The organism is Pantoea sp. GM_Pan_4 (assembly GCF_026541005.1).
Lineage (GTDB): Bacteria > Pseudomonadota > Gammaproteobacteria > Enterobacterales > Enterobacteriaceae > Pantoea > Pantoea dispersa.
On sequence record NZ_JALNUZ010000005.1, the window covers coordinates 28,412 to 51,846 of the forward strand.

Annotated in this window: 20 protein-coding genes and 3 tRNA genes; 15 read left to right on the plus strand and 8 right to left on the minus strand. The window is 58.6% G+C overall.

The annotated features are described in order from the left end of the window. Window positions 1-131 precede the first annotated feature (131 nt). The 5 genes from aaeX (at window position 132) to OXR61_RS12815 (ending at window position 5,088) form a co-directional block, all read left to right on the plus strand. Window positions 132-335 carry a p-hydroxybenzoic acid efflux pump operon protein AaeX gene (gene aaeX / locus OXR61_RS12795; RefSeq protein WP_021508145.1) on the plus strand — a complete coding sequence of 68 codons (204 nt, stop codon included), beginning with the start codon at window positions 132-134 and terminating at the stop codon, window positions 333-335. Window positions 336-343: 8 nt separating this feature from the next. Further along, window positions 344-1,273, plus strand: coding sequence for a p-hydroxybenzoic acid efflux pump subunit AaeA (gene aaeA, locus OXR61_RS12800; RefSeq protein ID WP_021508144.1), 930 nt, complete (start codon window positions 344-346; stop codon window positions 1,271-1,273). An 11-nt stretch (window positions 1,274-1,284) separates the two neighbouring features. Continuing rightward, window positions 1,285-3,237 carry a p-hydroxybenzoic acid efflux pump subunit AaeB gene (gene aaeB / locus OXR61_RS12805; protein ID WP_021508143.1) on the plus strand — a complete coding sequence of 651 codons (1,953 nt, stop codon included), beginning with the start codon at window positions 1,285-1,287 and terminating at the stop codon, window positions 3,235-3,237. 111 nt (window positions 3,238-3,348) lie between these two features. Then, complete coding sequence (locus tag OXR61_RS12810; protein WP_021508142.1) at window positions 3,349-4,803, plus strand: NAD-dependent succinate-semialdehyde dehydrogenase; 1,455 nt, start codon at window positions 3,349-3,351, stop codon at window positions 4,801-4,803. A gap of 15 nt (window positions 4,804-4,818) precedes the next feature. Next, window positions 4,819-5,088 carry a hypothetical protein gene (locus tag OXR61_RS12815; protein WP_021508141.1) on the plus strand — a complete coding sequence of 90 codons (270 nt, stop codon included), beginning with the start codon at window positions 4,819-4,821 and terminating at the stop codon, window positions 5,086-5,088. A gap of 59 nt (window positions 5,089-5,147) precedes the next feature. On the opposite strand, the gene yhcN (OXR61_RS12820) is transcribed toward OXR61_RS12815, so the two are convergent. The 4 genes from yhcN (OXR61_RS12820) to argR all read right to left on the minus strand — a co-directional run bounded on the left by yhcN (OXR61_RS12820) (window position 5,148) and on the right by argR (window position 7,101). Beyond that, window positions 5,148-5,414, minus strand: a complete 267-nt coding sequence (yhcN, locus tag OXR61_RS12820) for a peroxide/acid stress response protein YhcN (RefSeq protein ID WP_021508140.1) — start codon at window positions 5,412-5,414, stop codon at window positions 5,148-5,150. A gap of 103 nt (window positions 5,415-5,517) precedes the next feature. After that, a complete protein-coding gene (locus OXR61_RS12825) occupies window positions 5,518-5,784 on the minus strand; it encodes a YdgH/BhsA/McbA-like domain containing protein (protein WP_021508139.1) in 267 nt (88 codons plus the stop codon). A gap of 90 nt (window positions 5,785-5,874) precedes the next feature. Beyond that, the gene (gene yhcN, locus OXR61_RS12830) at window positions 5,875-6,138 is read right to left on the minus strand and encodes a peroxide/acid stress response protein YhcN (RefSeq protein ID WP_021508138.1); all 264 of its coding nucleotides are present in this window, start codon (window positions 6,136-6,138) and stop codon (window positions 5,875-5,877) included. Window positions 6,139-6,630: 492 nt separating this feature from the next. After that, complete coding sequence (argR, locus tag OXR61_RS12835) at window positions 6,631-7,101, minus strand: transcriptional regulator ArgR (protein ID WP_021508137.1); 471 nt, start codon at window positions 7,099-7,101, stop codon at window positions 6,631-6,633. 420 nt (window positions 7,102-7,521) lie between these two features. Here argR and mdh point away from each other — a divergent pair, with 420 nt between their 5' ends. Beyond that, window positions 7,522-8,457 (plus strand): malate dehydrogenase, encoded by a 936-nt coding sequence (mdh, locus tag OXR61_RS12840; RefSeq protein WP_021508136.1) that lies wholly within the window; start codon window positions 7,522-7,524, stop codon window positions 8,455-8,457. 46 nt (window positions 8,458-8,503) lie between these two features. On the opposite strand, the gene mscM is transcribed toward mdh, so the two are convergent. The 3 genes from mscM to rsgA form a co-directional block, all read right to left on the minus strand. After that, complete coding sequence (gene mscM / locus OXR61_RS12845; RefSeq protein WP_267412309.1) at window positions 8,504-11,839, minus strand: miniconductance mechanosensitive channel MscM; 3,336 nt, start codon at window positions 11,837-11,839, stop codon at window positions 8,504-8,506. A gap of 17 nt (window positions 11,840-11,856) precedes the next feature. Then, a complete protein-coding gene (gene asd, locus OXR61_RS12850; RefSeq protein WP_021508134.1) occupies window positions 11,857-12,753 on the minus strand; it encodes an archaetidylserine decarboxylase in 897 nt (298 codons plus the stop codon). A gap of 93 nt (window positions 12,754-12,846) precedes the next feature. Continuing rightward, window positions 12,847-13,896, minus strand: coding sequence for a small ribosomal subunit biogenesis GTPase RsgA (gene rsgA, locus OXR61_RS12855; RefSeq protein WP_031279822.1), 1,050 nt, complete (start codon window positions 13,894-13,896; stop codon window positions 12,847-12,849). Window positions 13,897-13,998: 102 nt separating this feature from the next. Between rsgA and orn the strand changes: the two genes are divergently transcribed. From orn to OXR61_RS12875, 4 genes are all read left to right on the plus strand, one after another. After that, the gene (gene orn, locus OXR61_RS12860; protein ID WP_021508132.1) at window positions 13,999-14,547 is read left to right on the plus strand and encodes an oligoribonuclease; all 549 of its coding nucleotides are present in this window, start codon (window positions 13,999-14,001) and stop codon (window positions 14,545-14,547) included. Window positions 14,548-14,786: 239 nt separating this feature from the next. Further along, a tRNA-Gly gene (locus OXR61_RS12865) sits at window positions 14,787-14,862 on the plus strand. Between the two features lie 91 nt (window positions 14,863-14,953). Further along, a tRNA-Gly gene (locus OXR61_RS12870) sits at window positions 14,954-15,029 on the plus strand. Between the two features lie 199 nt (window positions 15,030-15,228). Beyond that, window positions 15,229-15,304: transfer RNA gene (locus OXR61_RS12875), tRNA-Gly, on the plus strand. A 431-nt stretch (window positions 15,305-15,735) separates the two neighbouring features. Here OXR61_RS12875 and queG read toward each other — a convergent pair. After that, on the minus strand, window positions 15,736-16,875 hold the full coding sequence (gene queG / locus OXR61_RS12880; protein ID WP_031279821.1) for a tRNA epoxyqueuosine(34) reductase QueG: 1,140 nt from the start codon (window positions 16,873-16,875) through the stop codon (window positions 15,736-15,738). Between queG and nnr the strand changes: the two genes are divergently transcribed. The 5 genes from nnr to miaA are packed head-to-tail and all read left to right on the plus strand — an operon-like array spanning window position 16,874 to window position 23,362. Beyond that, a complete protein-coding gene (gene nnr / locus OXR61_RS12885) occupies window positions 16,874-18,391 on the plus strand; it encodes a bifunctional ADP-dependent NAD(P)H-hydrate dehydratase/NAD(P)H-hydrate epimerase (RefSeq protein WP_031279820.1) in 1,518 nt (505 codons plus the stop codon). The two genes, queG and nnr, sit on opposite strands and share 2 nt — an antisense overlap. A gap of 3 nt (window positions 18,392-18,394) precedes the next feature. Next, window positions 18,395-18,871: a tRNA (adenosine(37)-N6)-threonylcarbamoyltransferase complex ATPase subunit type 1 TsaE gene (gene tsaE / locus OXR61_RS12890; protein WP_021313354.1), complete on the plus strand. Its 477-nt coding sequence runs from the start codon at window positions 18,395-18,397 to the stop codon at window positions 18,869-18,871. Continuing rightward, a complete protein-coding gene (amiB, locus tag OXR61_RS12895; RefSeq protein WP_021508128.1) occupies window positions 18,868-20,526 on the plus strand; it encodes an N-acetylmuramoyl-L-alanine amidase AmiB in 1,659 nt (552 codons plus the stop codon). The genes tsaE and amiB overlap by 4 nt, the downstream gene beginning before the upstream one ends. Window positions 20,527-20,568: 42 nt before the next feature. Further along, window positions 20,569-22,428 carry a DNA mismatch repair endonuclease MutL gene (mutL, locus tag OXR61_RS12900; protein WP_267412310.1) on the plus strand — a complete coding sequence of 620 codons (1,860 nt, stop codon included), beginning with the start codon at window positions 20,569-20,571 and terminating at the stop codon, window positions 22,426-22,428. Beyond that, on the plus strand, window positions 22,421-23,362 hold the full coding sequence (gene miaA / locus OXR61_RS12905) for a tRNA (adenosine(37)-N6)-dimethylallyltransferase MiaA (protein WP_031280158.1): 942 nt from the start codon (window positions 22,421-22,423) through the stop codon (window positions 23,360-23,362). The genes mutL and miaA overlap by 8 nt, the downstream gene beginning before the upstream one ends. The last annotated feature ends 73 nt before the right edge of the window (window positions 23,363-23,435 follow it).

The window sequence follows — 23,435 nt, forward strand, 5'->3', positions numbered from 1 at the left end:
TATGATTAGCTCAACGCGGCCTGAATGTTGTCATCAGATTATCCGTCATCCCACTATCATCAACCCGACGTGCCAGAGGGCATGAGGGCAGGTATCGGTGCAATCCGGCAAGGTCGAACTAAGGAACCGAAATGAGTGTGCTTCCGGTATTTGTCGTATTCGGGCTGTCTTTTCCGCCCATATTCATTGAACTACTGGTTTCGCTGGCGCTGTTCTGGCTGGTGAAACGCGTGCTGACGCCCAGCGGGATTTACGATCTGGTGTGGCATCCGGCACTTTTTAACACAGCGCTGTATTGCTGTGTGTTTTACCTTGTATCCCGTCTATTCGTCTGAGGTTTTAAGTGAAAGCGCTTATAAGAAAAATCGCGCGTTACGCCATTACGCTCCTGCTGGTTATCATCGCTGTTGTTATCATCTTCCGCGCCTGGGTGTTCTATACCGAGTCGCCGTGGACGCGTGACGCCAAATTCTCCGCCGACGTGGTGGCGATCTCCCCGGACGTGACCGGACTGATCACCGACGTCCCGGTACACGACAACCAGCTGGTGAAAAAAGGCGATACGCTGTTTATCGTCGACCGTCCGCGCTACCAGAAAGCGCTGGATGAGGCGCAGGCGGATGTCGAATATTACCAGGCGCTGGTTAGTGAAAAACGCCGTGAAGCGGCGCGCCGTAACCAGCTCGGTACCAGCGCGATGTCGCGTGAAGCCATTGAGCAGTCGAATAGCGACCTGCAGACCAGTGAACATCAGCTGGCCAAAGCGGTGGCGACGCGCGATCTGGCGGTGATCGACCTCGATCGCACCACCATCAAAGCGCCGTCCAACGGCTGGGTCACCAACCTCAACGTCTATCAGGGTGAATTCATCACGCGCGGCTCGGTGGCCGTGGCGCTGGTGCAGCAGCACTCGTTCTACGTGCTGGCCTACATGGAAGAGACCAAGCTGGATGGCGTGCGTCCCGGCTTCCGCGCGGAGATTACCCCGCTGGGCAGCAACACGGTGCTGCGCGGCACGGTTGACAGCATCGCGGCTGGCGTGACCAACAGCAGCAGCAGCGTAGACAGCAAAGGCATGGCCACCGTGGACTCCAACCTTGAGTGGGTGCGTCTGGCGCAGCGCGTACCGGTGCGTATTCGCCTTGACGATCAACCCGGCAACCGCTTCCCGGCGGGGACCACCGCCACCGTGGTGATCACCGGTGACAAAGACCGCCAGACCAAAGTGTCGCCGATGGCGCAGCTGTTCAACCGCCTGCGTGAGTTTGGTTAAGCGGGGGCGATATGATTGAGTTTTTGCGTTTCCCGGTAAAGCTGACCTTCGCGCTGGTGGCAGCGCTGATGATTGGCTTTCACTTCAATCTGGAAACGCCGCGCTGGGCGGTGATGACCGCCGGCATCGTGGCTGGCGGCACCGCCTTTGCCGCGGGCGGCGATCCTTATTCTGGCGCGCTGCGCTACCGTGGCGTTCTGCGTATTATCGGCACCTTTATCGGCTGTATCGCGGCACTCACCATCATGATTGCGACGGTGCGCGCGCCGGTGGTGATGCTGCTGCTGTGCTGCCTGTGGGCCGGCATGTGCGTCTGGCTCTCATCGCTGATTAAAGTCGAAAACTCCTATGCGCTGGGCCTCGCCGGTTACACCGCGCTGATCATCGTGGTGACCGCGGATGCCAGCGGCGGCCTGACGCTGGCGCCGCAGTTCGCCGTGGAGCGCTGCAGCGAAATTGTGCTCGGTATCCTGTGCGCCATTCTCGCCGACATGCTGTTCTCTCCGCGCTCGATCAAGAAAGTGATTGATGCGGAAGTGGATGCGCTGCTGGTAGCGCACTACCGCCTGCTGCAGCTGTGCGTGGCACACGAGGATAAAGAGGAAGTCGACAAAGCCTGGAGCGCACTGGTGCGCCGCACGACCGCGCTCAACGGTATGCGCAGCCAGCTGCTGATGGAGTCGTCGCGCTGGAGCAACACCAGCCGCCGGCTGCAAATGCTCAACACGCTATCGCTGACGCTGATTACTCAGGCCGCTGAGACCTTCCTGATTCAGAATTCGCGCCCGGATTACATCCCGCCGCAGTATCGCCTGCTGATTGAAAAAGAGGTAACCAGCGTCAGCGACGTACATAAGCGCATGAAGCTGATGCGCCGCGTTATTGGCGTCAGCAGTAAAAGCGTGCCGTTTACCCTGGCCAGCTGGGTCGGCGCCGCGACCGAATATCTGCTGCTGATCAATGGCGTTAAAAGCAACAGCCGTATCACCACGCTGGAGGAGAGCATTCTGCAGCGTGAGGTGGTGATCCAGGCGCGCTCAGCGGAGACGCATCATGCGATGATCAATGGCGTGCGCACCTTTGTCGCCACCGCACTCGGTTCGCTGTTCTGGCTGTATACCGGCTGGACCTCCGGCAGCGGCTGTATGGTGATGCTGGCGGTGATTACCGCGCTGGCGATGCGTATGCCGAATCCGCTGATGATGGCGAAAGACTTCTTCTACGGCATGGCCTTTGCGGTGCCGCTGGGCATGCTCTACTTCATCTGGGTATTGCCAGGCACCCAGCAAAGTGCCTTGCTGTTGTGTATCGCGATTGGCGCACTCGGCTTTATCGGCGGCATCTTTGTACAGCGGCGGCAGATTGGTACGCTGGGCGCGCTGATCGGCACCATCAACGTGCTGGTGCTGGATAACCCGATGAAGTTTGAGTTCAATGTGTTTCTCGACAACGCGCTCGGCCAGTGGATTGGCAGCTTTGTGGCGATGATGGTGATTTTACTGATTCGTGACAAATCCAAAGCCCGCACCGGACGCAAGCTGCTGAATCGCTTTATGTATGCTGCGGTGGCCGCGCTGACCACCAATCAGGCGCGCCGGCGGGAAAACCATTTACCGGCGCTTTATCAGCAGCTGTTCCTGCTGCTTAATTTGTTCCCGGGCGATATCGACAAGTACCGGATTGCGCTCACGCTGATTATTGGTCATCAGCGCCTGCGCAACGCGGAGGTACCGGTCAATGCCGACCTGTCGGCGTATCACCGCCAGCTGCGCGCCACCGCCGACCGCATTATTGCGGCCAGCAGCGATGATAAACGGCGCTACTACTTTGAGCGCCTGCTGCAGGAGCTGGACGTTTATCAGCAGAAGCTGCAGCACTATGCCGCCCCGGCCAGTGTGACGGAACCGGTGAAACGGCTGTCGATGATGCTGGATAAGTACCAGAACACCCTCATCCAAATCTGAAACTGGCCGCTGCCTGGCGCAGCGGCTGGCCTGATGCCACGCTGACCCTCATTGCCCGATTATTGCCATCTATACTTTCCTGACAGGATGCTTACTGACAGGAGAATAACGATGTCCACTTCCCTGCAACAACACGAACTGTTCAACACTGGCTACTTCTCTGACGGCCAGTGGCACACCGCCAGCAGCACCTTTGATGTCACCAATCCGGCCACCGGCGAGGTACTGGCGCAGGTGGCGAAAGCCGGCAAGGCTGAAACCGAACAGGCGATTGCCGCCGCGCAGCGCGCTTTTCCGGCTTGGCGCGACAAAACCGCCAAACAGCGCAGCGAAATCCTTTATCGCTGGTACCAGCTGATCATTGAGCACAAAAGCTGGCTGGGCCAGCTGATGACCGCCGAGCAGGGCAAACCGCTAAAGGAAGCCGAGGGGGAAGTAGAGTACGCCGCCAGCTTTATTCAATGGTTTGCCGAGCAGGCGAAGCGCGCCAACGGCGAAATTATCCCGCCGGCCAAAGCCGGTTCACGCATTCTGGCGACGCGCGAGCCGATTGGCGTGGTCGCTGCCATCACGCCGTGGAATTTCCCGATGGCGATGCTGACGCGCAAACTCGGCCCGGCGCTGGCGGCCGGCTGCACCGGCATCATCAAGCCAGCCAATAACACCCCGCTCAGCGCCTTTGCGCTGGTGGCGCTGGCACAAAAAGCGGGCGTGCCGGACGGCGTGCTGAACGCGGTAGCCGGCGACACGCACGCCATCAGCGACGCCATTATGGCTTCCCGCGCGGTGCGTAAAATCTCCTTTACCGGTTCCACCGCGGTGGGGAAAACGCTGATGCGGAACGCGGCCGAAACTATGAAGAAAGTCTCGATGGAGCTGGGCGGCAACGCGCCCTATATCGTGTTTGACGATGCCGATATCGACGCGGCGGTGCAGGGGGCTATCGCCAACAAATTCCGCAACGCCGGCCAGGTATGCGTCAGCGTTAACCGCTTCTATATCCACAACGCAATATACGACCGCTTTGTGCATCAGCTGGCTGAGGCGGTGGGCAAACTGAAAGTGGGGAACGGCGTGGAGCCGGGCGTGGTGGTCGGGCCGCTGATTGAGGCGTCCGCAGTGGAGAAAGTGGCGGAGCATGTCAAAGATGCGCTGAGCAAAGGCGGGAAACTGCTGGTGGGCGGCGAGCGCCATCCGCTGGGCGGGAACTTCTGGCAGCCGACGGTGATTGCCGATGCGCATGAAGAGATGCAGCTGGCGCAGGAAGAGACCTTCGGTCCGGTGGCCGCCTGCTTCCGCTTTGACGATGAAGCTGAGGTGATCGCGCGCGCCAACAATACCGAATACGGTCTGGCGGCTTACTTCTATACGCAGAATCTGCAGCGCGTGTTTCGCGTTTCGGCGGCGCTGGAAGCCGGCATGATTGGAATCAACGAGTGTGCGGTCTCGACCGAGCTGGCGCCGTTTGGCGGCGTGAAAGAGTCCGGACTGGGACGCGAAGGATCGGTGCTGGGCATGGAAGAGTATCTGGAAGTCAAAGCGCTGCACCTCGGCGGTCTGGCGTAGCGAGAGGATGTCACCATGAGAACCGAGCGTTTCGACTTCAATGAAATCGTCGATCAGGCTCATTTCTACCGTCAGTTTTGCGAACGTTTCGCGCTGGCGGATCGCACCATTCACGATCTGGACGATCTGTGGGAAATGATCATCGGCGAGCAGATCCCGCTGCCGCTGGAAATTGCGTTCATCAATCTGGGGAAAGGGCAGAAACGCCGCTATGGTGCGCTGATATTGCTATTCGATGAGGCAGAAGAGGAGCTGGAAGGCCAGCTCCGCTTTAATGTTCAGTAGCACAACCAAAAAGGGCCCCGGCAGGCGGGGCCAAAGGGTTCGTCAGAATTGACGAGGAATTATTTGTACAGCTCTGCAGTCAGGTGATAGCTGTCACCGGTGCGCGCTTCAATCACTTTATACGCGCTGGCACCCTGCTCATCGGCTTTCTGAGAAAGCTGAGCGCGGTAATCCATAGGTGAGCCGCCTGTTCCGCTAACGGTAATAGTCTGGCCGGTAGATTGCAGATTCTGCGCGGATTCATCCGTTACCAGTTGGGCAGCTGAAGCGCCAAAAGCGAACAGAGAAAGCAGCGTAGCGGTTGCGATGGTTGTTTTGATTTTCATAATTCGTCTCCTCATTAGAATCAACAACCTGCGGCACTAAGAGGGTAAGCGGGTCGTCGATCTTCTCCCGGCGACTGCATAACGCCGGATCGATAGTTAAAGTTTATTTGTACAGTTCAGCCGTCACGTGGAAGGTGTTGTCCTGATTGTTCTCAATGATGCGGTAATGGCTGGCACCCTGAGCATCGGCTTTCTGGGACAGTTCCTGACGGATATTGGTCTGGTCGCCGTCGACGCCGCTCACGCTAATGGTCTGATTCAGCGGCTGCAGATTTTCAGCCTGGGTGTTGGTTACCAGGGTGGCAGCACTGGCGCCAAAAGACAGAACGGAAGCCAGACTCAGTACAGCAATAGATAATTTGGTTTTCATGATTCACTCTCCTGAAATGGGGTGGGCAACCTGAGAGGCAAACGCCTCTCAAATGGGTCGCCGTTCACACTGCATCTTGTTCCGGCAAACTTATTTATAAAGTTCCGCGGTTGCGTGGTAGCTGTTGTCGTTATAAGCCTCAACAACGCGATAGGCTTTAGCACCTTGCGCTTCAGCTTTGGCGTTCAGCTGCTGATGGATATCCATCGGTGAGCCGCCAATGCCGCTGACGCTGATGGTGCCGACCGGCTGCAGGTTCGCTGCCTGTTCGGCATTGATAGAATCTGCGGCGAAAGCACCAAATGACAGGGCAGATAGAACACTCAGGGTGGCGATAGTAGTTTTAACGTTCATGGTATTTTTCCTCGTCTTCTGTTTTTCTCTTTTTGATTTCGTGTGATTTGCATCACGAAAAGAAGTATAGATCTAATCACCCATGAAATTAATATCCCGCTAATAATGATTGGTTGTAATTCTTTATCCTTATGGCACATTTTTATAACGCAAAGTTATTAAAACCGCCTGGATCTTAACCAGGAGGGTGTATTTCCATGCAAAAACAATGATCTGCATCAAATTATCTTTTTGTGCGAAACAATGTGGTTGATCAAGCTGGCTGTGCGCTAAAAGCAAGAGATAACCGCTGAGCACTAATTGTAAAGCAGCGTAAAATAGCGCAAAGGGTTAAGCAGGCGAAAAGGTCGTACCAATACTTCCCCGCATTGAGAACCCGGCGGAATATGGCTAAGCGGTTATTTTGTAAGGTGTTGGCGATAAAACAGCGGGAGAAACGCGGGCGGGCGGGCAAGGTTACCGGCAGGTGAACCGCCGGTAACATACAGGGTTTTATAGTTCCTGTTCGAATAACACCAGCACGGCGTCATACAGCTGCTTCACCGTAAAGGCGCGCGCTGGTGTAATAAAAATAGTGTCGTCACCGGCGATGGTGCCGAGGATGCCTTCGGCTTTGCCGAGGGAGTCGAGCAGGCGGGCGATCAGCTGGGCTGCGCCCGGGCTGGTATGAATCACTACCAGCGCATCGTTATAGTCGATATCCAGCACCAGATTCTTCAGCGGGCTGGTGGTGGTAGGCACGCCCAGTTCGGCAGGCAGGCAGTACACCATCTCCATTTTGGCGTTACGCGTGCGCACCGCGCCAAACTTGGTCAGCATACGAGAAACTTTTGACTGGTTGATGTTGCCGAAGCCGTCTTCCTGCAGCGCCTGGACAATTTCGCCCTGAGAGCTGAACTTTTCTTCTTTCAGTAAGGCTTTGAACGCCTTTATCAGATCGTCTTGTTTAGATGGGTTTCGCATAAGCTACCAATAAAAGAGGGTTGCAGCAGGCAACAGGCCCGTCGCAGATAAATTATTATGCATTTAGATGAATTTTTATGCAATAAGCGGATGCGTGAATTCACGGCATGCGCGTGTGGGGCGGGCATGATAACAGAGTTTTATCCTGCACCAAAATCGCGCGCTGGCGCGCAAAGCGAAGGTTGCAAAGTTGTTATATTATTGAAGTGGTAACAACAAAACGATGATCATTGCCGTCCATAGTCTTCTGGCTGCGACTGGATCATTCAGGCGACTTCTGAAGTGGAGATGTCTCGGGAGCCGATTGCGGCGTAATGTTATTGCGCGACAGGTGTGTCGCTATCGCCTGAGAAGTTGATTAAACTCGTAACCTGATGGATTTCCGGCATATCTCTGCCCCACCTTAATAAGGAGTTCAGGATGAAAGTTGCCGTTCTCGGTGCAGCTGGTGGTATTGGCCAGGCACTCGCTCTGCTGCTCAAGACCCAATTACCCGCAGGTTCAGCCCTCTCACTGTATGACATTGCCCCGGTGACACCAGGCGTCGCGGTTGATCTCAGTCACATTCCTACCGCCGTGAAAGTTGAAGGGTTCAGTGGCGAAGATGCGACGCCGGCTCTGCACGGCGCCGATGTGGTGCTGATCTCGGCCGGTGTGGCACGCAAACCTGGCATGGACCGCGCCGATCTGTTTAACGTCAACGCCGGTATCGTGCGTAACCTGATTGAACAGGTGGCGACCACCGCGCCAAAAGCGCTGATTGGCGTCATCACTAACCCGGTAAATACCACGGTGGCGATTGCCGCCGAAGTGCTGAAAAAAGCCGGTGTGTACGATAAAAACCGGCTGTTTGGCGTCTCGACGCTGGATGTGATTCGCGCCAACACCTTTGTCGCTGCCCTGAAGGGCAAACAGCCTACGGAGATTGAAGTGCCGGTGGTCGGCGGGCATTCAGGCGTGACCATTCTGCCGCTGCTGTCGCAGGTTAAAGGCGTCAGCTTCAGCGAGCAGGAGATCGCCGACCTGACGAAACGTATTCAGAATGCCGGTACCGAAGTGGTGGAAGCCAAAGCCGGTGGCGGCTCGGCGACGCTGTCGATGGGCCAGGCGGCGGCGCGCTTTGGTCTGTCGCTGATTCGTGCACTGCAGGGCGAAGCCAATGTCGTAGAGTGCGCCTATGTGGAAGGCGACGGCGAGTACGCGCGCTTCTTCTCGCAGCCGCTGCTGCTGGGCAAAAACGGTATCGCCGAACGCCGTCCGCTCGGGCCGCTCAGTGATTTCGAACAGCAGGCGCTTAACGGCATGCTGGAGACGCTGAAAAAAGATATCGCGCAGGGCGAAGAGTTTGTGAAGTAACTCGCGCGTAAAGAAAAAACGCCCGGCGCATGCCGGGCGTTTTGTTTTACAGGCCACCGGATTTGAAGGTCCGGCTGGCAGTCGAACCGTTGCTGGCCGGCGTTTTGCGCCCCAGCGTTTCCATCCGTACCTGGAACGGCGGGAACGGCATCTCAATGCCATGCTCTTCAAAGCCGCGCAGAATCAGCTGATGCAGCTCATGGCGCAGCGGCATGCGATGACCCATCTCCGCCGCGTGCACGCGCAGCTCAAACAGCTGAATGCCCTGCTGCAGATCCACAAGGAACACATCCGGCGCTGGCATATCCAGCACATAGGTGCAGCGATCGGCCGCCTGCTTCAGGATGGTCGTCACCTCTTCGCTGTTAACGTGGGCCGGTGCCGGAATGGTCAGCACCACGCGCGTCACCGAATCCGACAGCGACCAGTTGACGAACTGCTCGGTGATAAAGGCCTTGTTCGGCACAATAATCTCTTTGCGGTCCCAGTCGGTAATGGTGGTGGCGCGCGTATTGATGCGGGTGATGCTGCCGGTCAAATCGCGAATGGTCACGGTATCGCCGATACGAATCGGTTTCTCAAACAGGATGATCAGGCCGGAGATAAAGTTGGCAAAGATCTCCTGCATCCCAAAGCCCAGCCCCAGACCCAGCGCCGCTACCAGCCACTGCAGTTTTGACCACTCCACGCCAATAATCGAGAAACCAATCAGACCGCCGACCAGCATCAGCGCGTATTTGGTCAGGGTGGTAATGGCGTAACCGGTACCGGGCGACAGGCTGAGGTGTTGCAGCAGCGCCAGCTCCAGCAGCGCCGGCATATTGCGCACCAGCTGGGTGGTAATGATAAAGATCAGGATGGCGATCAGCACGGCACCCAGCGTAATGGGCTGTACGCTCTCGACGCCCTGCACCGTGGTGCTGGCATCCCACAGCGGGATGTTGTCGAGGAAGCTGAACGCGGAGTGGATCTCAGACCACAGCACAATCACCGACACCAGCGCAATCAGCGTCAGAATCGAGCGGACCAGCCGCAGCGACTGCGCGCTGATCGCATCCAGATCGATAATCGGCTCTTCGACTTCCACGGTATCGGTGCTGACGGCAGACTGCTGCTCTTTTTCCTCTTCGCTGCGCGCGCGGTTGGCCAGCATATCGGCACGACGCTGGCGCGCGCGGTCAAAGGCGATGCGGCGGCGCTGAATCAGCATCCAGCGGCGAATGATGTGGTAAATCACTAGCAGGAAGAACCAGATGCCGACCGAGGTTTCCAGACGCGCCAGCAGCGCCTGCGCGGTGGCCAGATAGCCAATGCAGGAGGCCAGCGCTGCCACCAGCGGGATGGCGATCATCAGGTTCCACAGGATCCGGTTAACGAAGTTGTCGCCGTCGCCCTCTTTATCTAAATAGAGCGGGATACCGGCGCGTTTCAGGCTGACGGTGACAATGCTCAGCGCCCCGCAGATCAGAATAAAGCACAGGCGCCCCAGCGTAGCGGAGAACTGCGGATCGTCGAGGTTGGCGAAAGCAATCAGCAGCATAATCAGCGGTACGATCAGGCCGACCGTCAGCGAGTAATAACGCATGGCGCGCGCGACCCGCGCCTGCGGCCAGCGGAAGTGCACGACAAACAGGCAGTCAGGACGGGCAAAAGCCGCGCTGATCATGAATGCCCACAGCAGCGGCAGGGTGGCAGTGATGCCATCGCCAATCGCTACGGCAAACGGGTAAGGCCAGGCGTGCTGCAGGCCAAACCCGAGCGCGGCCCACAGCACCGGCAGCGGCACCGCGACCAGAATCGACCAGAAGACGGTGCGCAGTGTCAGGCTGAAGCGGTCCTGCGTCACTTTCCCCACGCGGCTGGCCGCGCGCGCCATAAAGGCGTTGTAGTGACGACGCGTGCTGATGCTAAAGCCCACCAGCAGAATGGCGCCAATAATCGGCAGCACCGTTTCGCGGTTAGTGAACATCATCGCCAGCGCTTTGCCCAGCTGGCCCAGCGTGTCCAGCGACAGCAGGCGCGTCAGATCGGTTGCCACGTCCAGCGGATATTTCAGGCCAACCGGGCTGACGTCGGCGGTCCAGAACAGATAGCGGTGCGTCGCCTCTTTAACTTCACTCAGCGCGTCCTGCAGCTGCGTATTGGAAACCTTCAGCTTGGTGATTTCCAGAATCAGCGTGTCGCAGCCGGAAATCAGCGAGTTAAGCAGTTCACGCTGGGTTTTCAGCTGGGCATCCAGAATGCGCGTCTGTTCACTGGTGAACGGCGTGCCGTCCGCCTGTTTCTCTTTGCGCAGCGCCTGCTGGCGCTCCAGCAGGTCTTCATAATGCAGCCGCTGCACGCGCAGCTGGCCCATTTCACTGTCGATCTGCTGGGATTTCGGCATCTCCGGCAGGCGCGCCACCTGCGCGCGCAGCGCTTCACCCAGCAGATTCGACACGCCCAGCCACTGTGACTGCTCGCGCAGCGTGCTCAGCGCCTGGCGCACCTGCAATGTCTGATTGGTGGCGAGACGCTGCTGCGAGGCCACCAGATCCATACGCTGCGCCTGCTGATTCAGATCGGCGGAGAGCTCGCGGTTAACGCGGAACTGATCGCTGATGGAGGCCGGCAAATCGCCGCTGTTTTCCGCCAGCTGTTCGGTGCGCTCCAGCGCCAGTTCGGCTTCGCGCTGACGCTGGTTATTGAGCTGATTGCGCAGCGCCTGCAGATAGTTATCCAGCTGGGTGGCTTTGCGCTGATGCACTTCCGCGCGCATGCGCGCCAGCTCCTGACGGTTATTGGCCGACAGCTGCGCCAGCTCCAGCTCATCTACCCGCGCTTTACTGGCAGCGCTCTCGGTCTGACGCGCATAAATCTGCGCCTGTGCCAGCGGGGTAGCGGCAGCCGCCACGCCCTGTGCGCGCCGTTCGCTTTCGGTCATGGCGCGCCGCGCATCGGTCTGCTGCTGCGGCAGCTGCGACAGAGAATCGCTGATTTCGCGGGCGCGATCCTGCTCCTGCTGCGCCTGGCGGCTCTCCTCCAGCAGCTGGCTGCTAACCTGCAGGATCTCCTGATCCAGCTCGGCATTGCTCATGTTGCTGCGCACTGGCTTGCTGCTGTCAGTCAGCGTGGCGATTTGCTGACGCAGCTCGCGCGCCAGCCGCGGGAAATCATCGATTACCTGCTGATACTGTTTCGCCCGTTCCAGCGAGTCGTCGCGTTCGGACAGGAAGTTAATTGCTGCTTCCAGCGCCTGCACCTGTTCGGCCTGGTTGGGCGAGCTTTTCGCGGATTTCGCCGTTTCCAGATCCTGTTTCAGCTGGCTGGCGGGTGGAACGGTGGCGGCAAAGGCGGTGCTGCTGAGCACCAGGCTCAGCAGCAGAAAAAGAGAGGCGCGCACGGCGGTGTTTCCCGGAATTAGTCGATGAGCGGAGCGCTGTCGCCGGGCTGCGGCAGGGCGATAGCCAGCGGCTGACCCAGGCGGGTTTTGCTTTCGGCTTCAAGGCTTTCAGCCAGCTTAACGCGGTTCGGCGCGAACAGGTTGATCACCGTCGAGCCCAGCTTAAAGCGGCCCATCTCCTGACCTTTCAGCAGCACGACCGCGCCATCATGATCGGCAGATGGGTAGCGCCAGCGTTTGATCACCCCTTCGCGCGGCGGCGTCACGGTGCCGGCCCAGACGGTTTCGATGCTGCCGACGATGGTGGCGCCCACGAGGATCTGCACCATCGGGCCATGATCGGTATCGAATACGCAGATCACGCGTTCGTTACGGGCAAACAGGTTCGGGATGTTGCGCGCGGTCAGCGGGTTAACCGAGTAGAGATCGCCCGGCACGTAGATCATTTCGCGCAGGATGCCGTTACACGGCATGTGCACGCGGTGGTAGTCGCGCGGCGCGAGGTAAGTGGTAACGAACTCACCGTCGACAAATTTTTCCGCCAAATCGTCATTGCCGGCCAGCAGCGCCTGCAGCGAGTAGGTGTGGCCTTTGGCCTGGAAGATCTGATCGCCAGCAATACGGCCCAGCTGGCTGATGGCGCCATCCGCTGGCAAGGCCAGCAGCGAAGCGTCCGGATCGATCGGGCGCGCACCCTCTTTTAACGGGCGTACAAAGAAGTCATTAAAGGTGCGGTAGCTGCCGGTGTGCGGCTTGCTGGCTTCCGCCATATCCACTTTGTAGAACCAGACAAAAATGTCGATGACCGCTTTGGTCAGCCAGCCAGCGCGGCGGCTGGCACCCCAACCGGCGAGTTCGGTCAGCGCTTTTTTAGGCAGAATGTGATTCAGGCCGAGTTTAAAACGATCAAACACCGTTGCCTCCTGGCTTAATAACGTTTGGTTTACACAAAAGGGGGCGGATTGTAGCAGCGCCCCGGTCAGTTGGCGAATGTGCCGTTGTACCCGTTAATCTTCGCTGGCGGAAAAGTTTTTACGCGTTTTTACCTGCGCCATGCTCTCCAGAATACGGTGGTAGTTATCGAAGCGTGAAATGTCGATGATCCCGTTCTCCACCGCTTCGCGGATGGCGCAGCCTGGGTCGTTGTCGTGCTTGCAGTCACGGAACTTGCAACCGCCGAGAAATTCACGAAATTCGACAAATCCCTGGGTAATTTGTTCCGGCTCCAGATGCCACAAACCGAACTCGCGCACCCCAGGTGAATCGATGACATCGCCGCCGTGCGGGAAGTGATACAGCCGTGAGGCGGTGGTGGTGTGCTGGCCGAGGCCGGACACATCCGACACATCATTGGTCAGGATCTCATCGCCTGCCAGGTCGAGGCCGAGCAGATTGTTCAGCAGGCTGGATTTACCCACGCCCGACTGGCCGGCAAAAATGCTGACCCGGCCGGTGAGCGCCGCTTCCAGATCCTTCAGTCCATCTTTGGCGCGGCTCGACACCATCAGTACGCGATAGCCAATGTGGCGATAGATATCCATCTGCTCATCGACAAACGCCCGCGCGTCGTCATCCAGCAGATCGGTTTTATTCAGTACCAGCAGCGGTTCCACGCCGAGCGTTTCGCTGGCCACCAGATAGCGATCGATAATGTTCAGCGACAGCTCTGGCAGGATCGCCGACACAATTATGATCTGATCAATGTTGGCGGCGATTGGTTTCACGCCGTCATAGAAGTCCGGACGCGTCAGCACCGTCTGGCGCGGGTGTACGGCTTCAACAATACCTTTGCCACCGTTTTCGCCGGCGGCGCGCCACACTACGCGGTCGCCGGTGACCAGCGAGCGAATGGTGCGGCGGATATTACAGCGATGCACCTCGCCGGCGCTGTCTTCCACATCCGCGTGCATGCCAAAGCGGCTGATCACTACGCCTTCAGAGGCTTCACCAAACAGGCTGTCGTCCGGTTCCGGCTTTTCGTTCCGTTGCTGCAGACGACGCTGATGGTTGGCGCTCACGCGACGTTGTTGACCCTTCGACAATTTATTTTTGCTCACGCATCCTCTCACGCTTTCGCCAGGCTTCGCCCCGCTGGGCAAAACGTCTATGATACACCTTAATTCAGGCTAATGACGACTTTGGCAACAGGCGGGAAATGCATGACAGCGGGAAATGAAAACAATCTGATTTGGATCGACCTGGAAATGACCGGACTGGATCCGGAGCGCGATCGCATTATTGAGATCGCCACCATTGTAACGGACGCCAACCTCAACATTCTGGCCGAAGGTCCGGTACTGGCGGTGCATCAGTCCGATGCGCAGCTGGCGCTGATGGATGACTGGAATGTACGCACCCACACCAATAGCGGGCTGGTTGCGCGCGTGAAGGCCAGCCAGCATGACGATCGTGCGGCGGAGCAGGCGACGATTGCGTTTCTGCAGCAGTGGGTTCCGGCCAACACCTCGCCGATTTGCGGCAACAGCATTGGCCAGGATCGCCGCTTTCTGTTTAAGTACATGCCGGAGCTGGAAGCCTATTTCCACTATCGCTATCTGGATGTCAGCACGCTGAAAGAGCTGGCGCGCCGCTGGAAGCCAGAGATTCTGCCAGGCTTTAAAAAGGCCGGTACGCATCAGGCGCTGGACGATATTCGCGAGTCAATCGCCGAGCTGGCCTATTATCGCGAGCACTTCCTGCAGCTGTAAGCCACAGCGGGTGCGCAGGAAAGCAGCAGTTTGCCGATTAAAACAGCAAACGCGCGCAAAGCGCAAAATTTTGCTTTGCAACGCTTGCGGCGGGAAGGATTTCTCGTATAATGCGCACCCCGTACCGGTGAAGAATTTACAGCAGGTACGAAGCAGTAAAAGTAACAAATGTTCTGAATCAGGGATTTCAGTTGCGCTCAGGCGGTCAACGCCGCAGCAGATTGAAAGACAATGATGATGCGGGAATAGCTCAGTTGGTAGAGCACGACCTTGCCAAGGTCGGGGTCGCGAGTTCGAGTCTCGTTTCCCGCTCCAGAACGTGCAGTAAAAAGTAATGCATCAGAATTAAGGATTTCAACTGCGTCCAGGCCGTTAAAGCCGCAGCGCAATGAAAGACGACGATTATGCGGGAATAGCTCAGTTGGTAGAGCACGACCTTGCCAAGGTCGGGGTCGCGAGTTCGAGTCTCGTTTCCCGCTCCAGTCTCTGTTGCAGTACGCCATCCAAATCACGGATTTAGTCTTTTTGCGGTTGTTGTGACTTAAGAATGCCGGTACATAATCGAGTATTTGAGTTTGCAACAAGGCGGCAACTGAGCGAATCCCTGGGAGCTTACACGAGTAAGTAACCTGGGTGAGCGAAGGCAGCCAACGCCGTGGCAGACTAAAATACGAAGATTATGCGGGAATAGCTCAGTTGGTAGAGCACGACCTTGCCAAGGTCGGGGTCGCGAGTTCGAGTCTCGTTTCCCGCTCCAGATTTTCATATTCACTAAAGTTATTTGCCCGCGGGCACAATCAGACATACAACTGCTGCAGTCGTTTTACCTGTGCGGTTCCGTTTGTTATCTGGAAATTTTGCACGCCGCGTGAGTGCCCAGGATGTCTGCGTCTGTTGCAGTAATCTTACAGGTTATCCACAATGCGCCCGCAACGTGCTGACGGCGTTTTACCCTATCTGCAAAACCGTTTTGAACAGAGTTATCCACAAGCTCTGGACAAGCCCCTGCGCGCAAAACCCGACGTAAATGTTTACAGTAATTATCTAACCCTATGTTTTTTATTGGGTAAATGATATTTCAGACTGTGAATGCCCCTTTTAGACGAAATAACGATCCACGTCACTATTCGGGGAAATAATTTTATTCACAGCATGTGGAAAAGCATAATATCCTGCGCGATTGCTCAATCATGCATCACGCGGTAACCCTTTCTCGACGGCGCGCACCAGCCGCTGCTGCTGTGCCGATTGCACCTCTATCGCCTGCGCCGCGCGCTTTTGCCGCTGCTGCGCTATCGCCCAGTCAATGTGCTCATCCAGCAGCGGATGTTCACCGCGCCGCTGTTCTAATGCCGTAAGATTCCCGGGTGCCCAGGGCGCATTACCCAGCGCCACCGCCACGTTACGCAGCCAGCGCAGATGGCCGATGCGGCGAATGGCGGAGCCTTCCGTGACGCGCAGAAAACGGGCTTCATCCCAGCCGAACAGTTCGACCAGCTGCGGCGCGTGCAGCACCGCGCGCGGCGAAAAATCCTCTTCATCGGTCAGCTGACCATAGCGGTTCCACGGGCAGATCAGCTGGCAGTCGTCACAGCCGTAAATGCGGTTGCCGATCAGCGGACGCAGCGCTTCGGGAATGGCGCCTTCCAGTTCAATGGTGAGATAGGAGATGCAGCGGCGCGCATCGACGACATAAGGTTCGACGATGGCGCCGGTCGGGCAGATGGTCATGCAGGCGACGCAGCGGCCGCACTGCTCTTGCTGCGGCTCATCCACCGGCAGCGGCAGATCAATCAGCAGTTCGCCGAGGAAAAACCATGAGCCAGCTTCGCGATTAAGCACCAGCGAATGTTTGCCGGTCCAGCCGAGTCCGGCTTTGACGGCAATCGGCCGCTCCAGAATCGGCGCAGAGTCGACAAACGGACGAAAATTGAGTTCGCCGCAGTGGGCCTGGATTTTTTCTCCGAGCTTTTTCAGTCGATTGCGCAATACTTTGTGGTAATCGCGGCCCAGCGCGTAGCGGCTGACATAACCCAGCTGCGGGTTTTTTAGCGTGCTGGCAAACGCGGCTTTGGCCGGAAGATAGTTCATGCGCACGCTGATCACGCGTAGCGTGCCGGGCAGCAGTTCATGCGGGCGGGCGCGCATCATGCCGTGACGCGCCATCCAGTCCATCTCGCCGTGATACTGTTTCTCCAGCCACTGCTGCAGTTTCGGCTCTTCGGCGCTCAGGTCGGTATCGCAAATACCCACCTGCTGAAAGCCGAGTTCGCGCCCCCACTGTTTAATCTGTTGAGCGAGCTGTTGAAGATCGAGAGGGTATGACATGAGAGACCAGGCAATTGAAGCAAACGCACGCAGTTTACCACACTCTGTCTGGCCTGCGCAGGCCATGCCGCAACTGGAGTGCGACGCCGCCGATAGCCTGGGCCTGACGCTGTATGAACTGATGCAACGCGCCGGGCAGGCCAGCTATGAACGGATTCGCCAGCAGTGGCCGCAGGCGCAGCACTGGCTGATTTTATGCGGCCACGGTAATAACGGCGGCGATGGCTACGTGGTGGCGCGGCTGGCGCAGGCCGCCGGGCTGAGCGTGACGCTGCTGGCCTGTGACAGCGAACGTCCGCTGCCGGAAGAAGCACAGCAGGCGCGCGACGGCTGGCTGGCGGCGGGCGGCGTGATTCATGCCGCCGACGCCGCCTGGCCGGAACACATCGACGTGATTGTTGATGCGCTGCTGGGCACCGGGCTGAATCGCGCGCCTGCCGCGCCTTATCAGTCGCTGATCGAACAGATCAACGCGCACGCCGCGCCGGTGTTTGCCGTCGATATTCCTTCCGGGCTGGTGGCCGCGACCGGCACCACGCCAGGGGCGGCGGTCGTGGCGGACTGCACGTTAAGTATGATTGCGCTGAAGCCCGGTCAGCTCACCGGCAAAGCGCGTGACCACGTCGGCGTGCTGCATTGCGCGACGCTTGGCCTGGACGCGTTTCTCGCTGGCGAGCCGGCGCCGATTCATCGCTACGCTGCAGCGGATTTACCGCGCTGGCTGAAGCCGCGCAAAGCCACCTCGCATAAGGGCGATCACGGCCGTTTGCTGGTGGTCGGCGGCGACAGCGGCACGGCCGGCGCAATCCGCATGACCGGCGAAGCGGCGCTGCGCAGCGGTGCCGGGCTTGTGCGGGTGTTAACGCATGAAGATAATATTGGTCCGATTCTCAGCGCACGGCCGGAGCTGATGGTGGATGCCCTGAGCGACGCGCGGCTGGACGACGCGCTGGCGTGGGCGGATGTCATCGCCATCGGCCCCGGTCTTGGCCAGCGGGAATGGGCTCAGAAGGCACTGAAAAAGGTGGCACTGAGTGAAAAGCCGATGCTTTGGGATGCTGATGCGCTTAACCTGCTGGCAATCAATGCAGATAACCGTCAGAATCGCATCATTACGCCGCATCCCGGCGAGGCAGCACGCCTGCTCGGGGTGAAAACCGCAGAGATTGAGAGTGACCGCTTACACGCCGCGCAGACCCTGGCAAACCGCTACGGCGGCGTGGTGGTGCTGAAAGGTGCCGGTACGGTAATTGCCAGCGCGACGGGCGACATGGCGATTGCGGATGTCGGCAATGCAGGCATGGCGTCCGGCGGTATGGGCGATGTGCTGAGCGGTATGATCGCCGCCCTGCTGGGCCAGCAGGCCACCCTGTTTGACGCCGCTTGTGCGGGCTGTGTCGCGCACGGTGCCGCGGCGGATGCGGTAGCGCGACAGCGCGGGACGCGCGGCATGTTAGCCACTGATTTGTTCGCACTGCTGTGGCAGTTTGTTAATCCAGAGATGATCCAACAATAAAGCATGAAGACCTGTGTTATTCCTTTGCCCGATGAGGCGGCAACCCTGAATCTGGGTGCGCAACTGGCCCGCGTTTGCAGCAGCGCGGTGGTGATCTATCTGTATGGCGATCTGGGTGCCGGTAAAACCACCTTCAGCCGCGGCTTTTTGCAGGCGCTTGGCCATCAGGGCAACGTCAAAAGTCCAACCTATACGCTGGTTGAGCCCTATCAGCTGGGCGACCGTAGCCTGTACCATTTCGATCTCTATCGCCTCGCCGACCCGGAAGAGCTGGAGTTTATGGGCATCCGTGACTACTTCAGCGGCGACGCGCTGTGCCTGGTTGAGTGGCCGCAGCAGGGCGCAGGTGTGCTGCCAGAGCCAGATCTGGCACTGACGCTAAGCTACGTCGCCAGCGCGCGCGCAGCGGAAATCCGCGCGCATTCGCCGCTCGGCGACACGCTGCTGCACCAGTTTCAGCAGGGCAGGGAACCGGCATGATGTCACGCGTTACCGGGATGATGCTCGCCCTGCTGTGTCTGTTCTCCTCGTCGGCGCTGGCCGCGACACTATCGGATATCAAAGTCGATAACGGCGACAGCCAGGCGACGGTGACCCTGAGCTTCAACGGCCAGCCGGTGTATGGCTTCTTTCCGCTGCACAACCCGAACCGGGTGGTGCTGGATATTCGCCAGAGCGGCAATATTCAGGGGCTGCCGCTCAACTTTAGCGGCGAAAACATCGTTAAACGGATTCGTAATAGCCAGCCGAAGGATAAGCAGAGCATCCGGCTGGTGTTTGAGCTGACCCAGGCGGCAAAAACGCGCGCCAGTACGCAGCGCGACGGCAATCAGTATCGCGTGGTCTTCACCATCAGTGGCACTCAGCCGGCCAGACGCAGCACCGCGGCGGCACCGGTGACGCGTGCGCGCCAGAGCGACAGCGCTACGACCAGCCAGGGCAATCCGTTCAACGCCAATCCGGTGACGGCGGTGACCAGCAGCAACACCACGGTGCGTCCGGGCGGTGCTGTCAGCCGTAATGATGCGGTGATCGTGGCGATTGATGCCGGACACGGCGGTCAGGATCCTGGCGCGTCGGGCCAGCACGGCTTACATGAAAAGAATGTCACCATAGCCATCGCGCGGAAGCTCAAAGCGCTGATGGATCAGGACCCAATGTTTAAACCGGTGCTGACGCGTAACGGCGACTACTTTATTTCGGTGATGGGCCGTTCCGAGGTGGCGCGTAAAGAGAACGCTAACCTGCTGGTATCGATTCACGCCGACGCCGCACCGAATCACTCTGCCACCGGGGCTTCGGTTTGGGTGCTGTCCAACCGTCGCGCCAACAGCGAAATGGCTAACTGGCTGGAGCAGAAAGAGAAACAGTCTGAGCTGCTGGGCGGTGCGGGCGATCTGCTGGCGAACAGCCAGGCCGATCCCTACCTGAGCCAGGCGGTGCTGGATCTGCAGTTTGGCCATTCACAGCGCGTCGGCTATGACGTGGCGGTCAAAGTGCTGCAGCAGCTGCGCGGCGTAACGCCGTTGCACAAGCGTCTGCCGGAACATGCCAGCCTCGGCGTGCTGCGTTCGCCGGACATCCCTTCTTTACTGGTTGAAACCGGCTTTATCAGTAACGCCGGGGAGGAGCGGCTGCTAGGCAGCAGCGCGTATCAGGAAAAGATTGCCCAGTCGATTTACAAAGGACTGCGTAACTATTTCCTCGCGCATCCGCTGCAATCGGTCCCAAAGGAGGAAAACCGGCCGCTGGATCGCGCACCAGCGGTTAGCGTCGCCAGCAACCCGGCCACCGGCACCGTGCAATACACCGGTGCTACCCAGCGCCATACCGTGACGCGCGGCGAGACGCTGTCCGGCATTGCCGCGCGATACGGGGTCAGCATGGCGACGCTGCGCGAGCTGAATAACCTGAAGCGCGATGTGGTTTGGGTCGGCCAGCGGCTGAAAGTGCCGGCCGGTTCCGGCGTCAGCAGCGCGGCCAGCCGTCCGGCGCGGCACAAAGTGGTGCGCGGTGATTCGCTGACGGCGATTGCCGCGAAGTACGGCGTCAGCCCGAAAGCCATCATGCAGGCGAATAACATGAAGTCGAGCAACGTGATGCTGGGGCAAAATTTAAAGATTCCACAATCCTGATGAGGGGCTGCGCGCAGCCCATACCTGATAAGGATCACCACCATGCCAATACAGATTTTACCGCCTCAGCTGGCGAACCAGATTGCCGCTGGCGAAGTGGTTGAGCGTCCGGCCTCGGTCGTAAAAGAGCTGGTGGAAAACAGCCTTGATGCCGGAGCGACGCGCATTGAGGTCGATATTGAGAAGGGCGGTGCAAAGTTGATCCGCATCCGCGACAACGGCTGCGGCATTGCCAGAGATGAACTGGCGATGGCGCTGGCCCGCCACGCCACCAGCAAAATCGCCTCGCTGGATGATCTGGAGGCGATTGTCAGCCTCGGCTTTCGCGGCGAAGCGCTGGCGAGTATCAGCTCGGTGTCGCGCCTGACGCTGACGTCGCGCACCGCCGATCAGCAGGAAGCCTGGCAGGCCTATGCCGAAGGGCGCGATATGGCGGTGACGGTCAAACCCGCTGCCCACCCGGTGGGGACTTCGCTGGAAGTGCTCGATCTGTTCTACAACACGCCTGCCCGCCGTAAATTCATGCGCACCGAAAAGACCGAGTTCACCCACATTGATGAGGTGATTCGCCGCATTGCGCTGGCGCGTTTCGACGTCGCCATTTCGCTGACGCACAACGGCAAGCTGGTGCGTCAGTATCGCGGCGTGACGCAGGAGGCGCAGCGCGAGCGGCGTCTGGGCGCCATCTGCGGGACACCTTTCATGCAGCATGCGCTGCGCATTGACTGGCAGCACGACGATCTGGCGCTGCGCGGCTGGGTGGCCGATCCGGCGGGGTCGCGTCAGGTTACCGACCTGCAGTACTGCTACGTTAACGGTCGCATGATGCGCGATAAGCTGATTAATCACGCCATCCGCCAGGCCTATCAAACCCAGCTCGGTGAAGATCAGCAGCCAGCCTACGTGCTGTATCTGGAGATTGACCCGCACCAGGTGGATGTCAACGTGCATCCCGCGAAGCATGAGGTGCGTTTTCATCAGTCGCGTCTGGTGCATGACTTTATCTGGCAGGGCGTGATGAGCGTGCTGCAGGCCAGTCGCAGCGCCGAATTGCCGCTGGCCCATGCCGAAGAGCCGCCGCCGCAGTGGCAGCCAGAGAACCGCCAGGCCGCCGGGGCGAATCACTTTGCCCAGCCGGCAACCGGTGCGCGCAGCGGTGGCAGTGCGGCATCTGGCGGCACGGGCGGCCAGTGGCAGCCGAAAGAGTCGGGCTATCGCGCGCGTGAAGGGGCGGTTTATCAGCAGCTGATAAAAACACCGGCGGCGGAGACGCCACGCGCACCGGCCGCTGAACCCGCGCCCGCGCCACGCCCGGCACCCGCGCGTGAAGCGCCGCTGGCCACCCACACGCAAAGTTTTGGCCGGGTGCTCAGCGTGGTACGCGAGCGCTATGCGCTGCTGGAGCGCGGGGAGACGTTGCAGCTGCTGTCATTAAGCGTGGCGGCGCGCTGGCTCAAACAGGCCCAGCTGCAACCCGGCGATGAGGGGCTCAAACCGCAGCCGCTGCTGATCCCGGTACGGCTGAAAATCGCTCACGAAGAGTTAAGCGTGATTGATGCCCAGGCGGCGCTGTTAAGCCAGATGGGCATTGATTTACAACGGGAAGGACAGCATGTGACGCTGCGCGCTGTCCCTTTACCGTTACGAACACAAAATTTACAAATCTTGATTCCAGACCTGTTAGGCTATCTCGCCCGGCAGCAAGAGGTTTCTGCTTCCGCACTGGCCCAGTGGCTGGCGCGACGCGACGATGCGGCAGAACCTCACTGGAATCACTCGCAGGCGATCACGCTGCTGGCAGAGCTCGAACGGCTCTGTCCGCATCTGCTGAAATCGCCGCCTTCAGGTCTGTTACAGACCCTTGAGATTGAGAGCGCGCTAAACGCGTTGAAGCATGAGTGAACTGAACCAGGCTAGCCGGCCAAAGGCAATTTTTTTGATGGGGCCGACCGCCTCCGGTAAGACGGCATTAGCCATTGCGCTGCGTCAGCAACTTCCGGTGGAACTTATTAGCGTTGACTCTGCCTTAATCTATCGCGGGATGGATATTGGCACGGCGAAACCGTCGGCACAGGAGTTGGCGCAGGCACCCCATCGCTTGCTGGACATTCGCGACCCGGCGGAGAGCTATTCCGCTGCTGAGTTTCGTCGCGATGCGCTGGCAGAAATGGCGGAGATTACCCAAAAAGGTAAGATTCCGCTGCTTGTTGGTGGAACCATGCTTTACTTCAAAGCGTTGCTGGAAGGATTGTCGCCGCTGCCCTCGGCCGATCCGGAAGTGCGTCAGCGAATAGAGCAAATGGCGGCGGAAAAAGGCTGGGAAGCCCTGCACCGCCAGCTGTGTGAAATCGATCCGGTCGCCGGTAGTCGTATTCATCCGAATGATCCGCAGAGACTTTCGCGAGCACTGGAAGTTTTTTTTATTTCGGGTAAAACTTTAACGGAACTGACAAAAACGGCCGGTGAAGCGTTACCCTACGATGTGTACCAGTTTGCTATCGCTCCGGCGAGCCGCGAACTGTTACACCAGCGCATCGCGTTGCGTTACGACCAGATGTTAGCGTCAGGTTTTGAAGCGGAGGCTCGGGCACTGTTTGCACGAGGTGATTTGCATACGGACATGCCTTCCATTCGCTGTGTTGGTTACCGTCAGATGTGGTCTTATCTGTCTGGCGAAATCGATTACGACGAAATGGTTTATCGGGGAATTTGCGCCACCCGGCAGCTCGCTAAACGCCAGATGACCTGGTTACGTGGCTGGCCCGACGTCCACTGGTTAGACAGTGACGCGCCAGAATTAGCGCGTAATGCGGTGCTTCAGGTTGTTAGTGCGTAGCAGGGATGATTGTGTACAATTGGTCCGTTATCGTGCGCAAATTTTTACGCAGTTTTTCTGAACCACGGTTCAC

Excerpts from the sequence above, each read along its gene's own strand:
- mdh (WP_021508136.1), top strand. The coding sequence starts at position 7,522 with ATGAAAGTTGCCGTTCTCGGTGCAGCTGGTGGTATTGGCCAGGCACTC.
- OXR61_RS12825 (WP_021508139.1), bottom strand. The coding sequence starts at position 5,784 with ATGAAAACCAAATTATCTATTGCTGTACTGAGTCTGGCTTCCGTTCTG.
- yhcN (WP_021508140.1), bottom strand. The coding sequence starts at position 5,414 with ATGAAAATCAAAACAACCATCGCAACCGCTACGCTGCTTTCTCTGTTC.
- queG (WP_031279821.1), bottom strand. The coding sequence starts at position 16,875 with ATGTCATACCCTCTCGATCTTCAACAGCTCGCTCAACAGATTAAACAG.
- aaeX (WP_021508145.1), top strand. The coding sequence starts at position 132 with ATGAGTGTGCTTCCGGTATTTGTCGTATTCGGGCTGTCTTTTCCGCCC.
- aaeB (WP_021508143.1), top strand. The coding sequence starts at position 1,285 with ATGATTGAGTTTTTGCGTTTCCCGGTAAAGCTGACCTTCGCGCTGGTG.
- nnr (WP_031279820.1), top strand. The coding sequence starts at position 16,874 with ATGAGAGACCAGGCAATTGAAGCAAACGCACGCAGTTTACCACACTCT.
- OXR61_RS12815 (WP_021508141.1), top strand. The coding sequence starts at position 4,819 with ATGAGAACCGAGCGTTTCGACTTCAATGAAATCGTCGATCAGGCTCAT.
- amiB (WP_021508128.1), top strand. The coding sequence starts at position 18,868 with ATGATGTCACGCGTTACCGGGATGATGCTCGCCCTGCTGTGTCTGTTC.
- argR (WP_021508137.1), bottom strand. The coding sequence starts at position 7,101 with ATGCGAAACCCATCTAAACAAGACGATCTGATAAAGGCGTTCAAAGCC.
- OXR61_RS12810 (WP_021508142.1), top strand. The coding sequence starts at position 3,349 with ATGTCCACTTCCCTGCAACAACACGAACTGTTCAACACTGGCTACTTC.
- tsaE (WP_021313354.1), top strand. The coding sequence starts at position 18,395 with ATGAAGACCTGTGTTATTCCTTTGCCCGATGAGGCGGCAACCCTGAAT.
- mutL (WP_267412310.1), top strand. The coding sequence starts at position 20,569 with ATGCCAATACAGATTTTACCGCCTCAGCTGGCGAACCAGATTGCCGCT.
- yhcN (WP_021508138.1), bottom strand. The coding sequence starts at position 6,138 with ATGAACGTTAAAACTACTATCGCCACCCTGAGTGTTCTATCTGCCCTG.
- orn (WP_021508132.1), top strand. The coding sequence starts at position 13,999 with ATGACAGCGGGAAATGAAAACAATCTGATTTGGATCGACCTGGAAATG.
- miaA (WP_031280158.1), top strand. The coding sequence starts at position 22,421 with ATGAGTGAACTGAACCAGGCTAGCCGGCCAAAGGCAATTTTTTTGATG.